Here is a 13,853-nt window from a genome sequence, read left to right on the forward strand (position 1 = left end):
ATCAGACTGACCTGGCGGACACCACGAGCCGCCAGGTCAGCTCACCCGCCTCCGGTACGACGGCCGCGTCACCCGGCCCGGCCTCGTCCAGCCCGAAAACCCTGCCCAGCATCGGCTCCACACCCAAACTCCGGTACGGCGCCTCCGCCGGATACCCACCCAGGTTCCGCCACACCGCAGTCGAAACCGGTTGCCCGGGGCAACTGAGGTTGAAGTCCAATGCCAGTGGACCGTCCAGGACGGATGCCGTTGGGCAGTCGATGAGGACGGCGCCAACTGCTGTTCCGTCGGATGGGCCGTAGGTGGCCAGGTCGAGTTCGGACCAGGTTTTGCTTTCGTTCCAGTTGGTGCCGTCCTGCGGGTAGAAGCGGCCGACTGCGTCGGCGGGTAGGTCGACAACGGTGCCGACCGAGCAGTCGAGGAGGGCGTGGGCGGCCCAGAGGAAGTGGTAGCCGGGTGGGGCGATCAGGCGGTAGTCGACCCAGATGGCGCCGGTTTCGTCCATTTCTGCAGGGGGTTCGCCGCCGTTGAAGCGGCGGAGGAGGACTGCTTCGGCGTGTTGGACGGCGTCCCAGTCTTCGTCTTCGTCGAGGGAGGACCAGGGTTGGTTCCAGAGGGCGCCGTGGTCGGGGAGGCCGCGGACGGTGGGGAAGCATTCGTCCAGCCCGCCGACATCGACGTACGTCGTCAGGCCGTCGCGGGGGCCGGAGAGCAGGCCGGGGCCGGACCAGAGCCACTCGCGGCCGCCGAGGATCAGCGACGTCCAGCGGCCACCGTCGTCCAGGTCGACCGCGACCTCGTTCGCCGGCAGGCCGGCCACCGAGGTCGGCAGGTCGGCCATCGAGGTTGGCAGGTCGGCCATCGAGGTTGGCAGGTCGGAACCGGGGTCGGGGTTGGTCACCATTCCGCGAAGGATCCGTCCTCTTGGGTCCAGATCGGGTTGCGCCAGGCGTGGCCCTTCTTGTCGGCGGCGCGGACTGCGTCCTCGTCGACGGTGATTCCCAGGCCGGGCAGGGGATTCCATTCGGCGTGGCCGTCCACCCAGGTGAACGGGGTTGGGTCGGTGACGTAGGAGGTCAGGTCGCTGTCTGCGTTGTAGTGGATCCCGCGGCTCTGCTCCTGGATCAGGAAGTTGGGCGTGGCGAAGGAGACCTGCAACGAGGCCGCCAACGAGATCGGACCCAGCGGGCAGTGCGGCGCCAGCAAAGCGCCATGCGCCTCAGCCAGTACTGCGATCCGCCGCAACTCAGAAATCCCACCAGCATGCGAAACGTCGGGCTGGACCACCGCCACCCCCGCCTCCAGCGCAGGCATGAACTCCGACCGTCCGTACAACCGCTCACCCAAAGCCACCGGCACGGTCGACGCCGAGACCACCGACGCCAGGTGATGCAGATGCTCCGGGAGCACCGGCTCCTCGACAAACAGCGGATGCAACGGCTCAACCGCATGCAAGATCCGTCGCGCCGCAGCAACCCCGACCCGCCCATGCAGATCGATCGCCACATCCCGCGAATCACCCAGCACCGACCGAGCAGCCTCAAGCCGCGCGACAACAGACCGCACTTCAGCCAACGAAGGCGACGGCTGAATTCGCCCACTGGCGTTCATCTTCACCGCGGTCATCCCGGCCTCGACCTGCGCCGCGACCTGATCCGCGATCTCAGCCGGCTCATCCCCGCCGACCCAGGCATAAACCCGAGCCCGGTCCCGCACCCGCCCACCAAGCAGCGAGGCAACCGGCGCCCCATATACCTTCCCGGCAATGTCCCACAACGCATGATCGAGACCAGCCAGCGCGCTGCTCAGCACCGGCCCGCCGCGATAGAACCCACCCTTGGCCAAGATCTGCCAGTGCCGCTCGATCTGCAACGGATCCTGGCCGATCAGGTACTCCGACAGCACCTCGATCGCGGTCCGCACCACCTCGGCGCGCCCCTCGACCACCGGCTCGCCCCACCCGACGACGCCATCGCTGGTCTCGATCCGGCAGAACAGCCAGCGCGGCGCGACGAGGAAGGTCTCGATCCGCTCGATCTTCACTTGCCACTCCGGCCGGTCGTCTTCCGTACTGCGGACAGGTCCTCAGCAGCCTTCGCCAGCAACTCACGCATCGCCAGCTCGGCGCCCTCGGGGTCGTGCGCCCGTACCGCGTCCACCACGCGAGCATGGCTCGGTACGGGATCGTCCGACGACTTCACCTTGTGCACCAGCCGATCGCGACCAGCCAGCCCGGTCTCGATGACGACCTCCATCTTGGTGAGCAACTCGTTGCCGGTGGCGGCGAGCAAAGCCTTGTGGAACGCGACATCCGCCTCGGCCGCGTCGAGGTCGTTGGTCGCCGACGACATCGCGGCCAAGGCGGTGTCGAGCAGATCGATCTGCGCGTCAGAGGCCCGTACTGCGGCCAGCCGCGCGGCCGCCGGCTCGACGATGCCCCGTACTTCGTGCAGCTCCTCGAGCAGCTCCGGCCGGACGTCATCGTCATCGAAATGCCAGCGGATCATGTCCGCGTCGAGCAGGTTCCAGTCCGACCGCGGGCGGACGAACGTGCCGCGCTTCTGCCGCGCGTCGACCAGGCCCTTCGCGGTCAGCACCTTGAGCGCCTCGCGGACCGCGGTCAGGCTGACGCCGAGGTCGGCCTGCAGATCGGGCACGTTGATCGTCGACCCCTCGGGGATCTGCCCCGACAGGATGCGCTGCGCCATCACCTCCACGATCTGCCCGTGCAGTCCCCGCGATATCCCGCGCTGAATCCCCGTCACGCCGCTCTCCCCACTCCGCTGCTCGCGCGCTTCGCGCCGGACCACACTGTCATCGGAGTTCCCGGCATCGCCGCGCCGTACTCCGGTACCGCCGTCTTCGTCATGCCGAGTCCTTGGCCGCGGCCCAGCCGCCGTCGACCAGCAGCTCGGCGCCGGTGATGAACGATGCCTGCCCGGACAGCAGGAACGCCACCGCCTGGGCCACCTCGTCCGGACGACCCAGCCGCCCGACGGCCGTGGCCTTCGCGCTCTGCGCCTTGCCTTCCGCTGTGACACGGTCCCACGCGGCGGTGTCGATCGGGCCCGGCAGCACCGTGTTGACCCGGATCGATCCGCCGTACTCGACGGCGAGTTGCCGGCCCAGTGCGAGCAGAGCGCCTTTGGATGCCGCGTACGCCGGATGGCCGGGGATGCCCGCGACCGCGTGCACCGACGAGACGAGCACCACCGATCCGCCGCGCGACGCGAGGTCGGCGTACAGGATCTGGAAGGCGAGGAAGGCCGCGGTCAGGTTGACGTCGAGCTGGCGTTGCCACGACGCCGGCGGCAGTTCGTGCGCCGGCCGGACATCGACCGTGTACGCGTTGCTGACGAGTCCGTCGATCGGGCCGAGCGCGTCGTGGCTTCGGGACCGGACCTCGTGCCAGGTGTCGGGGGAGGAGACGTCGCCGACGACCGCCAGCGCACGGCCCGGGATCTCCTTGCACGGTTGGAGATCGACCTGGACGACGCAAGCGCCCTCGTCGAGCAGCCGCTGCACGCAAGCAGCGCCGATACCCGTCGCGGCACCGGTCACCACGATCACCCGCTCAGCCAGCCGCACCAGAAGCCTCCACGTCTCCAACGATGAACGAGTCACTAGTTGACCGTGAGCAGGTAACCACGTCAAGCGATTTCATCGTAATTTACGAATTAATATTGACATGCTCGACGGACCGGCTGCAAGATCCTCGGCAGAACGAACCACTCAATCGACTGGAGTAGTCATGGCGGGTCTGGCAGCTGATCGGCGGACGTTCCTCAAGGGGCTCGGAGTACTCGGGGCGGCCACCCTGATCCCGGGTTGCGCCACCTCGACCTCGTCACCGGGCTCGGGTTCCAGTACCGGGGCGACCGGCAATCTCTCGCTGCAGTCCAACCTCTCCGCGGAGCAGGCGAAGGCCGCGATGGAGAAGCTGGTCGAGGCGTACAACAAGACCGGCGGCGCCACGGTCAAGCTCAACACCGTCGCGTCGGAGATCTACCGCACCCAGCTCCCGACGTACCTGACCTCGGCGAACCCGCCGGACGTCTACACCTGGTACGCCGGATCGGTCGCGGACTCCTACGCCAAGAAGGACCTGCTGCTCGACATCACCAGCGTCTGGGACACGATGGGCAACTACCCGGACTCGATGAAGACGCTGTCCACCAGCAGCAACGGGCAGAAGATCTTCGTGCCGACCAGCTACTACTGGTGGGGCATGTTCTACCGCAAGTCGAACTTCGCCAAGTGGGGCGTGACGCCGCCGAAGACCTGGGACGAGTTCATCGCGGTCTGCAAGACGATCCAGTCCAAGGGCATCCCGCCGATCGGCATCGGCCTCGGCGACACCCCGTGGGTCGCGTCGGCGTGGTTCGACTACCTCGACATCCGGATCAACGGCGCGCCGTTCCACCGCGACCTGCTGGCCGGCCGCGGCCGGTTCGACGACCCGAAGGTCAAGGCCGTCTTCACCAAGTGGCAGGAAGTGCTTCCGTACTTCGACCCGAAGGGCAAGTCGTTCCCCTTCCAGGAGGCGACCTCGGCGCTGCTCGGTGGCAAGACCGGGATGTTCCTGATCGGCACCTTCTTCGCCGACTCGGCCCCGAAGGACGCCCTCGACGACATCGACTTCTTCCAGTTCCCGATCATCGACCCGTCCGTACCGGTCGCCGAAGAGGCCCCGACCGACGGCTACTTCGCCTCCAAGAAGGCCAAGGACCCCGAAGGCGTGAAGAAGTTCCTCACCTGGCTGGCCACGCCCGAGGCGCAGAACATCTACGTCGAGAGCTCCTCCGGTACGGCGATCCCGGCGAACCCGCTGGGCAAATCGGCCGACACCGCGCTGGTGAAGAAGGGCAAGGCGATGATCGAGGGCGCGAAGGAGCTGACCCAGTTCTTCAACCGTGACTCCAGCGACGCGCTGCAGCCGACCGCCGACGCCGCGCTGACCAAGTTCATGGACAAGCCGGACCAGATCGACAAGATCCTCAAGGACTGGCAGGCGGCGGCCGAGAAAGTGTTCAAGGCGTGACCGCAACCACGGTGGAACCGGAGTCGCCGCCCAGGGCGCCGGCCGGATCGGGACGCGCTGACCGACGCCCCTGGCGAGTGTCGCCGTTGATCCTGGCGTTCGTCTTCGTTCCGTTCGCGGTCGAGGCGGTGTGGGTGTTCTGGCCCGCACTGCAGGGGTTCTGGTTGTCGCTGACGAACTGGGACGGGTTGTCGGCGCCGAAGTTCGTCGGCTTCGGCAACTTCGCGGACATGTTCTCCGACCCGATCTTCAAGACGGCGCTGAAGAACACGGCCATCTGGCTGGTGCTGTTCGGTGGGCTCAGTGTCATCGGTGGGTTCGGCATGGCGATGCTCCTGCAGAAGGAGCGTCGCGGTGTCGGCATCTACCGGGCGGCGCTGTTCACTCCGGTGGTCTTCTCGCTGGTCGTCACCGCGCTGATCTGGCGGGTCTTCTACCAGCCGGACGGCCTGATCGATTCGATCCTTCGCGGCATCGGCCTCGAGAGCTGGATCCATCCCTGGCTCGCTGATCCCGACACTGCCCTGTACGCCGTAATCCTGCCGGCTCTGTGGAGGCAGATCGGGTACGTGATGGTGCTGTATCTGGCCGGGCTGAAAGCAGTCGACCCGGCTCTCTACGAAGCGGCCCGCGTCGATGGCGCGTCCGCCTGGCAACGGACCCGGTACGTGACGATCCCACAGCTCAAAGGCGTGAACTCGGTCGTGCTGTCGGTGATCGTGATCGACTCGCTACGTTCCTTCGACATCGTCTGGTCGATGACGAAGGGCGGGCCGTACCACTCGTCCGAGCTGCTCAGCACGTACATGTACTCGACCGCGTTCCAGTCCACCCAGCTGGGCTACGCGTCGGCGATCGCCGTGGTGATCTTCATCCTCGCGCTCGCCGTCATCCTCGGCTATCTGATCCGCGCCTTCCGGGAGGAGACATGACGAACCGCTTCAAGACCGGTGGGTACCACGTGGCGATGAGCATCGTCTCGTTCCTGTGGATCGCGCCGATTCTGTGGGTGGTCGTGATCTCGCTGCGCAGCTTCGACGATGTGGCGGCCAATGGGCTCGGGTCGTTGCCGCATTCGTTCACGTTCTCGACGTACAAGTCGGCCTGGCAGGACGCGGACGAGTTCCGGGCGCTGATGAACTCGTTGGGGGTGACGATCCCGGCGGTGATCCTGAGTCTTGGGTTGGCTTCGATCGCGGCGTACGGGTTGGCTCGGTACAACATCCCGTTCCGGCGGACGGTGTTGTTGCTGATGCTGATGGGGAACTTGCTGCCGCCGCAGATCTTGCTGATCCCGATCTCGCGGTTCGTCGAGCTGACTGGGTATTACGACACGTTGTATGCGTTGATCGCGGTGCACGTCGGGTTTGGGCTTGGGTTCTACACCTTTGTCTTGCACGGCTTCATGCGTGACCTGCCGCGGGAGATTCAGGAGGCGGCCACGATCGATGGTGCCGGGCCGGGGAAGATCTATGCCAGCGTGATCCTGCCGCTCACGCGGCCGGCGATGGCGGCGCTCGGTGCTCTGTCCTTCACCTGGATCTTCAACGATCTGCTCTGGTCGATCACGGTGATCCGGTCCGGCGAGAAGATGCCGGTCACGCCGGCGCTGCTCGGTCTGCAGGGGCTGTTCGTCTCGTCTTGGAACGTGATTGCCGCAGGCACCGTTATTGCGGCCGTCCCGACCCTTGCGGTCTTCTTGAAGTTCCAGAAGCACTTCGTCTCGGGACTCGCGATCGGAGCCGTCAAGTGACCCTATGGACGTTGCGCGGAGCAACCACCTCGTACGCCGTGGAGGTCCCGTCGCATGGCCAGTGGGCGGCCCTGGTCGCCTGGGGTCCGCACGCTGTAGCCGACGGCCCGTCGCTCCTCGCCCCGGTCGGTACCGAACACTTCATCCCTCGCTCTGATGTGGAGCCGCTGGAGTACGCCGCCCGAGGCGTCCGCTACACCGCCCCGACCGACCTGGTGGTCGTCGGCCCAGACGGCTCGGACGAGCTACGCCCGCTCTTCGTAGGCGCGAGCGGCTCCGCCACAGCCGAGACCTCCTCGTACGACCCAACCCACGCCACTGGAGCGCATCCCGGCTCTCCCTCCGCCCTCCGGCCCGTCGCAGCCGGAGGCGGGGACTGGCTGGAGTTGGCGTTCGTTGACGATCTTCGCGAAGTGCGGGTGGTCCTGCACTACCGGATTCCCGCGGGACTCGATGTTGTTGAGCGGTGGGTTTCCGTGCACAACCTTGGCGGCGAGGAACTGACGCTTCGGCAGCATGCGTCTGCGGGGTTTGTCGTGCCGACCAGCAACGGGGCTGTTGTCAGGTATTTGTGGGGGGAGTGGAACAGCGAGTTCCAGCGAGGGGCTGTTGAGTTGCGGCGGGGGCGGTTCTCCGTCGACAGCCGGCAGGGGATTACCGGGCATTCGTACTCGCCATTTCTGTCCGTTGCCGACTTGGAAGATCCAGCCGGTACTACGTGGGGCGTACAGCTCGCGTGGTCGGGGAGCTGGGAGTTGAGCGCGGACGTCGACACCACCGGGCAGACCCGGATTCAGGCGGGCCGGGCTCCGTCCAGCCTCGGGCTCGCTCTTGCCCCGGGATCCAGCTGGGTCTCCCCGGTGGCGGTCGGCGGGTGTAGTACCGAGGGTGTCGACGGATTGGCGCGGGCCTTCCATGCCTACCAGCGGACCTTCTCGCGGGGGTTGCCGCAGAAGGTCTTGTACAACTCGTGGTTCGCGACCGAGTTCGACGTACGGGCAGGGCACCAGCTCGAGTTGGCCAAGCGCGCGGTACGGGCCGGGGTCGAGACGTTCGTCGTCGACGACGGGTGGTTTGTCGGGCGGTCGGATGACACCGGCGGGCTGGGGGACTGGGATGTCGATCCGGCAGCCTTCCCCAAAGGGCTCGGCGCATTCATCGACGACTTGAAGGAACTCGGACTCGGGTTCGGCCTGTGGGTGGAGCCTGAGTCGGTCAGTCCGTCGTCGGAGTTGGCGGCCAAGCATCCCGAGTGGATCCTGCAGACGCCGGGTCGCGAGCCGCTGCTGGTTCGCAATCAGTTGCTGCTCGATCTGAGTCGGGACGATGTCGCCGAGTGGATCTGGGAGACGCTCGACCGGCTGCTTTCGTCGTACGAGATCAGCTATCTCAAGTGGGACGCGAACCGGCCCCGGCTCGACGCCGGGGATCAGCGGCGCGATCTCGACGGCAGGGTCGTCGAGAACCTCTACAAGATCCTCGACGGCCTCCGCGCCGAGCACCCGCAAGTAGTCGTCGAAGGGTGCGCCGGAGGAGGTGCGCGGGTCGATCTCGGCATGGCTGCTCGCGTCGACACGCTCTGGCCGAGTGACAACACCGCGCCGCTTGATCGGTTGAGCATCCAGCGTGGGTTCCTGACCGGGTACTCGCCGCACCTGATGAGCTCGTGGGTGACGGACGCAGAGGGGACTCATGACGGGCGCGAGCGATCGCTCGACTTCCGGTTCCATGTCGCGATGGCCGGCGGGCTCGGGATCGGCGCGGATCTGTCGCGCTGGACCGACGAGCAGTTGGCGACGGCGGCGCGGCACGTTGCGCAGTACAAGGAAATCCGGGATGTGGTTGCTCATGGCAAGGTCTATCAGCTTGCCGAGGGTACTCAATACGTAGCAGAAGACCGGAGCGTCGTGTTCTTGTGGAACACGGGCGACGGCAACGTCCGCGGCACTCTGCCGACGCGACCCCGTGGGATCCCGCTCGTTCAGCTGGATCCTGCCAAGAACTACCGGGTGGGAACTGAGGTCTACCCGGGCAGCTACCTGCTGCAGGTCGGCGTCCCCTGGGATGACTCGACCGATTCGCAATGCCTGGTCATCACCCCGTCCAACTAAAAGGATGAAGACGTGAAACGACTATCCGCCCTGCTCGGCGGCGCGCTCTCGGCGGTCCTGGTGACCGCCGCGGTCGCCACCACCGCAGCAGCCACGACCACCAGCGCCACGCCCCAAGCAGCCGCCACCACATCCCCGGTACTCAGCCCCACGCCGTACATGGGATGGAACACGTACTACGGCCTCGGTGGCGACTTCACCGAGACGACCATCCGCTCCGTCGCCGACTCCATGGTCAGCCGCGGCCTGAAGAAGGCCGGCTACGACATCGTCTGGCTCGACGGCGGCTGGCAGGCCGACGAGTCGCGCAGCGCGGCGGGCGACCTGGTCCCCAACCCGGCCAAGTTCCCGAACGGGCTCAAGCCGCTCGTCGACTACATCCACAGCAAGGGCCTGAAGGCAGGCATCTACACCGACGCCGGCCCGTACATCCCGGGCAAGTGTGGTCTCGGTAGCGGCGGGTATTACCAGCACGACGCGGACACCTTCGCTGCTTGGGGTTTCGACGCGGTCAAGGTCGACTACCTCTGCGGTATCGCCGCGAACCTCGACCCGAAGACGGTCTTCACCGAGTTCGCCAACGCGTTGCACAACAACGCGAGTCACCGGCCGCTGATCTTCAACCTCTGCAACCCGGTGACGTCGCCGGACTGGGGCAACTACCCCGAGTCGCAGCAGTCGATCAACTCCTGGTCGTATGCGCCGGGGATCGCGCAGTCGTGGCGGACGTACACCGATGTCGGCTTCCAGGGCGACATCAAGTTCAAGGACGTCCTGCGCAACTACGACGCGAACGCCCGGCACCCCGAGGTCGTCAAGCCCGGCGCGTTCAGTGACCCGGACTACCTGGCGCCTGAGCTTGGAATGTCCGACGAGGAGTTTCGTACGCAGCTGACGCTGTGGTCGGTTGCGGCCGCTCCGCTCGTTGTGGGTAGCGACATTCGCAAGCTGAGCGCGACCACGATCGGCATGCTGACCGATCCGGATGTGATCGCGATCAACCAGGACAAGGCGGCCGTCCAGGCTGTGCGGGTTGGTGCGGCCGGTACTACGGAGACGTGGGTCAAGCGTCTTGCGGACGGCAGCCGCGCGGTCGTACTGCTCAACCGTGGCGACAGCGCGAAGACCCTCACCACGACCGCCTCGGCCGTCGGTCTGCAGGGTGGTCGCTTCACGCTGAAGAACGCTTGGACCAACGCGGTCACCGAAAGCGCCGGCACGATCAGCGCCGCCGTACCGGCTCACGGCACTGCGCTGTTCCGGGTCGGCCCGGCAGTTGGTGTCCCGGGCATCCCGCATGTCACCGCCGGCATCCCGCAGGTCACCCAGGTCGGTACGCAGGTGCTTCCTGAGGGCAGCGCTCCCGTTGTCGCCGGTGGCGACGAGCTGCGGGCAGAGGTTGCCGTGCGCAACGACGGTGTGCTTCCGGTCTTCAAGCCGACCGTCGCGCTGACCGCTGCTGCTGGTTGGACGGTCACTCCGGTCGGCAAGGCTCCGGCGTTGCTGGCTCCCGGCCAGAAGACCACTTTGGCCTTCAAGGTGACGCTGCCGGCGACGGCGGTTGCGGGGAACGCGTCGCTGACCGCGACCACGCAGTACGAGACTCTTGGGTATGGCAAGCAGCAGCAGGTGACGGTGTCGCCGCTGGTCATCGCGCCGGTGCCGCCGGATGGGGTTGCTGCGCTTTCGCACCACCCCTGGATCAGTGCGACGAGCGGCTGGATGTCGCCGACGGTCGATGAGAGTGTCGGCGGCGGTTCGCCGATCAGCCTGGTCAGCCAGACGTATCCGACGGGTATCGGCGTCGCTTCGCCGTCGCTGGTCCGGTACTACGTCGGGCAGCAGTGCACCAAGTTCACGGCGACTGTCGGGATCGATGACGCGGTGCGGAACGTCGGGCCGGAGGGCGGGACCTCGACCTTCCAGGTGATCGGTGACGGCAAGGTGCTGTTCGACTCCGGGGTCGTCGATCGAGATCACCCGAAGCCGGTCGATGTCGACCTCACCGGCGTACGGGTCCTCGACCTGGTGGTCGGCGACGCCGGCGACGGCGGCTACAACGACCGCGCCGACTGGGCAGCACCGACGGCCACCTGCTGAGGCTGAGGTACAGGGGGCAGATCGCATACGCGGTCTGCCCCTTCCGGTGGGGCGTCCCGATCGACAGGACATAGTCGGTGGTCCGCCCGTTCGCCACGCTCACGGAGGCGCCGGTGGGGCCTGATCGAGGGACTATGTCCTGTCGGTCGGGACGGAGCCGGGCGGGGTGAAGAGGTTGACCAGGTTGCCGTCGGGGTCGCGGAAGAGCAGGGAGCGGTTGCCCCAGGGCATGGTGGTCGGCTTCTGGACGAACTCGAGGTCGCTGAGCCGTTCGTACTCGGCGTCGACATCCTCGACCTGGAACTCCAGGAACGCCGTGTGGTTGGCGGCGGGGCGGACGACGTCTTCGCCGTACAGCTTGGTGGTCAGGTCGCTGCTGGAGATGGCGAAGGCGCCGGCGCTGGTGCGGAACTCGGCGAACACCGGCGCCGGGCGGCTCGCGGTGAGGCCGGTGACGTGTTCGTAGAAGGCGGTCAGGCGGTCGAGGTCGTCGGTGACGATGCGGACTGAGGCGAAGGTTGTCATGTCGTCGACGGTAGAGGTGATACCGGACAGGATCCGCCCGGTATTCTTCTCGGTGTGACGAGGCCGACTTCGCGGGTGCTGGCGCTGCTGGAGTTGCTCCAGGGCGGTGGCACACGGCGGGTCGGAGATCTGGCCGAGCGGCTCGGCGTCGACGAGCGGACCGTACGGAGATACGCGGAGCATCTCGTCGAGCTCGACATCCCGGTCCGCTCGGTGCGCGGCCGCTACGGCGGCTACCGTCTCGCCCCCGGCTACCGGATGCCACCGCTGATGCTCATGGACGACGAAGCGGTCGCCGTCGCCCTTGGCCTGGTGGTTGGCCGCCGGGCGGGATTGGTACCGGAGTCGCACGCCTCCGAGAGCGCGCTGGCAAAACTCCGCCGAGTGCTCCCAACCCGATTGGCCGATCGACTCGGCGCGTTGCTCGCCACCGCATCGTTCACCGCTCCGCCGCGATCCACCACGGCCGTCGACACCGACCTCCTACTGACCATCGCCGAGGCCGCCCGCGACCGCCGGACCGTTGAGATCACCTACGTCGACAGGCGCAGCATCAGCACCACCCGCACGATCGCACCGGATGGAGTGGTCGGCCATGCCGGCCACTGGTACGTCGCCACCCATGACCGCACCTTCCGCCTGGATCGCATCACATCAGCATCGTTGCTGTTGGCAACCACCTCCGAGCCTGCTCCCGCCGACCTGCCGAGCACCGTCCTGAGGTCACTGGCAACCGCGCCCTGGGCCCACAAGATCTCAGTACGAGTTCAAGGCTCGGTCGACGACGTCCAACGCAAGCTCCCACTCGGCCTCGCCCTTATCACCCCGCTTGATGCCGAGGTGCGGGTTGAGTTTTGGGCTGAGCGGCTGGATTGGGTGCCGGCGTTGCTGGTGGGGCTTGATCGGCCGTTTGTGGTTGAGGAGCCGCTGGAGTTGCGGCGGCTGGTGGCTGAGTTGGGCGCTCGGCTTGTTGATTGGGCTGATGGTTGAGTCTGCTCTACCTCGGAACGGGTGTGAGGGTGACTGTGCTCGTCCTCGGCGCTGCCTAGCTTGAGGAGGACCGTTCAAGCTAGGCAGGGAGATGATGATGACGAACTGTCCGAGGGGTGTGCTGACAGCGATCTTGGGCGCGGCGCTGGTGACAACCGCGCTGGCGACGACAACAGTGGCGACGACCCCACCGGCGACGGCCGCGTTGGCGGCGAGCGCGCCGGTCGGTGGCGCTTCGGTCGCGCGGGCCGGCGGCGAGTTGCAGCGGGATGTTGACGCGATTCGTGCGACGGGCGCGGTCGGCGTACAGGCTCGGGTTTCGAACAGGTCTGGGACGACGACGGCGGTGAGTGGGGTGGCTGATCTGCGGACCGGGGCGCCGGTACCGGCGAACGGGTTCTTCCGGACTGGTAGCAGTACGAAGACGTTCGTGGCGACGGTCATCCTGCAGCTGGTCGGAGAGCGGAAGGTTTCGCTGGACGACTCGGTGGAGCGGTGGTTGCCGGGTGTTGTCCGAGGCAACGGCAACGACGGGCGCCGAATCACCGTACGCAACCTGCTGCAGCACACCAGCGGCATCCACGACGACATCCCCAGCCCGTCGACGGCGGTCGAGTACTACGCGCATCGGTACGACGTGGTGCGCGGCTCCGAGCTGGTGCGGCGCGCGATGACGCATCTGCCGGACTTCCAGCCGGGCAAGGGGTGGAACTACTCCAACACCGGCTATGTCCTGCTCAGCATGATCACCGAGCGCGCGACCGGCCACAGCTGGTACGCGGAGGTACAGGCAAGAATCATCCGCCCGCTGGGCCTGCGAGACACCTACTGGCCAGGGCTCGGCGCCGGCGTCCGATCGCCGCACGCCAATGGATATCAGATCTACCCGGGCCAGAACCCCACCGACGTCACCATCGGGCGAGAGGCGTACATGGCCGGGGGAGCCGGCGGCTTCGTCACCACCACAGCCGACCAGACCAGGTTCTTCCAAGCACTGGTCGGCGGACGCCTCCTACGCCCGGCTCAGCTAACCGCGATGCAACAAACGATCCCGGTAGCCGGCCAACTCGCCGAGATCTGGCCAGGCGCCCGCGACGGCCTCGGCCTGTTCTCCCGCCCGCTCTCCTGCGGCGGCGTCTACTGGACCCACAACGGCGACATCCTCGGCTACATGACCCGCAACGCCTTCACCCCCGACGGTCGATCGGCAGTCGTCTCCGTCTCCACCGAACGCCAAGACTCCGTCGCCAACGTCATCGCCCAAGACAGAGCCACCGGAGCCCTGATCGACCACGCCCTCTGCACCAACCACTGATGGCGGATGGAGCCGGGC

The 13,853-nt window shown here is 66.8% G+C and carries 12 protein-coding genes; 7 read left to right on the plus strand and 5 right to left on the minus strand.

Annotated features, from left to right (window positions below):
* Nucleotide 1 precedes the first annotated feature (1 nt).
* From ABD116_RS02760 to ABD116_RS02775, 4 genes are all read right to left on the minus strand, one after another.
* Nucleotides 2-904, minus strand: coding sequence for a hypothetical protein (locus ABD116_RS02760; RefSeq protein WP_343964430.1), 903 nt, complete (start codon nucleotides 902-904; stop codon nucleotides 2-4).
* On the minus strand, nucleotides 898-2,043 hold the full coding sequence (gene dgoD, locus ABD116_RS02765) for a galactonate dehydratase (protein WP_343964432.1): 1,146 nt from the start codon (nucleotides 2,041-2,043) through the stop codon (nucleotides 898-900). The genes ABD116_RS02760 and dgoD overlap by 7 nt, the downstream gene beginning before the upstream one ends.
* Nucleotides 2,040-2,765 carry a FadR/GntR family transcriptional regulator gene (locus tag ABD116_RS02770; RefSeq protein ID WP_343964434.1) on the minus strand — a complete coding sequence of 242 codons (726 nt, stop codon included), beginning with the start codon at nucleotides 2,763-2,765 and terminating at the stop codon, nucleotides 2,040-2,042. The genes dgoD and ABD116_RS02770 overlap by 4 nt, the downstream gene beginning before the upstream one ends.
* Nucleotides 2,766-2,865: 100 nt before the next feature.
* On the minus strand, nucleotides 2,866-3,588 hold the full coding sequence (locus ABD116_RS02775) for an SDR family NAD(P)-dependent oxidoreductase (protein WP_343964436.1): 723 nt from the start codon (nucleotides 3,586-3,588) through the stop codon (nucleotides 2,866-2,868).
* Nucleotides 3,589-3,751: 163 nt separating this feature from the next.
* On the opposite strand from ABD116_RS02775, the gene ABD116_RS02780 reads away from it, so the two are divergent.
* From ABD116_RS02780 to ABD116_RS02800, 5 genes are read left to right on the plus strand one after another with little or no spacing between them, the layout of a single operon-like run.
* Nucleotides 3,752-5,041: an ABC transporter substrate-binding protein gene (locus ABD116_RS02780; protein WP_343964438.1), complete on the plus strand. Its 1,290-nt coding sequence runs from the start codon at nucleotides 3,752-3,754 to the stop codon at nucleotides 5,039-5,041.
* The gene (locus ABD116_RS02785; RefSeq protein WP_343964440.1) at nucleotides 5,038-5,973 is read left to right on the plus strand and encodes a carbohydrate ABC transporter permease; all 936 of its coding nucleotides are present in this window, start codon (nucleotides 5,038-5,040) and stop codon (nucleotides 5,971-5,973) included. Before ABD116_RS02780 ends, ABD116_RS02785 begins: the two co-directional genes overlap by 4 nt.
* Nucleotides 5,970-6,794, plus strand: a complete 825-nt coding sequence (locus ABD116_RS02790) for a carbohydrate ABC transporter permease (RefSeq protein ID WP_343964442.1) — start codon at nucleotides 5,970-5,972, stop codon at nucleotides 6,792-6,794. Before ABD116_RS02785 ends, ABD116_RS02790 begins: the two co-directional genes overlap by 4 nt.
* An 11-nt stretch (nucleotides 6,795-6,805) precedes the next feature.
* Entirely contained in the window at nucleotides 6,806-8,905 is a 2,100-nt protein-coding gene (locus ABD116_RS02795) for an alpha-galactosidase (RefSeq protein WP_343964444.1), read from the plus strand.
* A 12-nt stretch (nucleotides 8,906-8,917) separates the two neighbouring features.
* A complete protein-coding gene (locus ABD116_RS02800; RefSeq protein ID WP_343964446.1) occupies nucleotides 8,918-11,005 on the plus strand; it encodes an NPCBM/NEW2 domain-containing protein in 2,088 nt (695 codons plus the stop codon).
* Nucleotides 11,006-11,137: 132 nt separating this feature from the next.
* On the opposite strand, the gene ABD116_RS02805 is transcribed toward ABD116_RS02800, so the two are convergent.
* Nucleotides 11,138-11,530 (minus strand): VOC family protein, encoded by a 393-nt coding sequence (locus ABD116_RS02805; protein WP_343964448.1) that lies wholly within the window; start codon nucleotides 11,528-11,530, stop codon nucleotides 11,138-11,140.
* A gap of 54 nt (nucleotides 11,531-11,584) precedes the next feature.
* On the opposite strand from ABD116_RS02805, the gene ABD116_RS02810 reads away from it, so the two are divergent.
* Nucleotides 11,585-12,520: a helix-turn-helix transcriptional regulator gene (locus ABD116_RS02810; RefSeq protein WP_343964450.1), complete on the plus strand. Its 936-nt coding sequence runs from the start codon at nucleotides 11,585-11,587 to the stop codon at nucleotides 12,518-12,520.
* Between the two features lie 97 nt (nucleotides 12,521-12,617).
* Nucleotides 12,618-13,835, plus strand: a complete 1,218-nt coding sequence (locus ABD116_RS02815; RefSeq protein WP_343964452.1) for a serine hydrolase domain-containing protein — start codon at nucleotides 12,618-12,620, stop codon at nucleotides 13,833-13,835.
* Nucleotides 13,836-13,853: the final 18 nt, after the last annotated feature.

It is taken from the genome of Kribbella koreensis (assembly GCF_039525325.1).
GTDB lineage: Bacteria > Actinomycetota > Actinomycetes > Propionibacteriales > Kribbellaceae > Kribbella > Kribbella koreensis.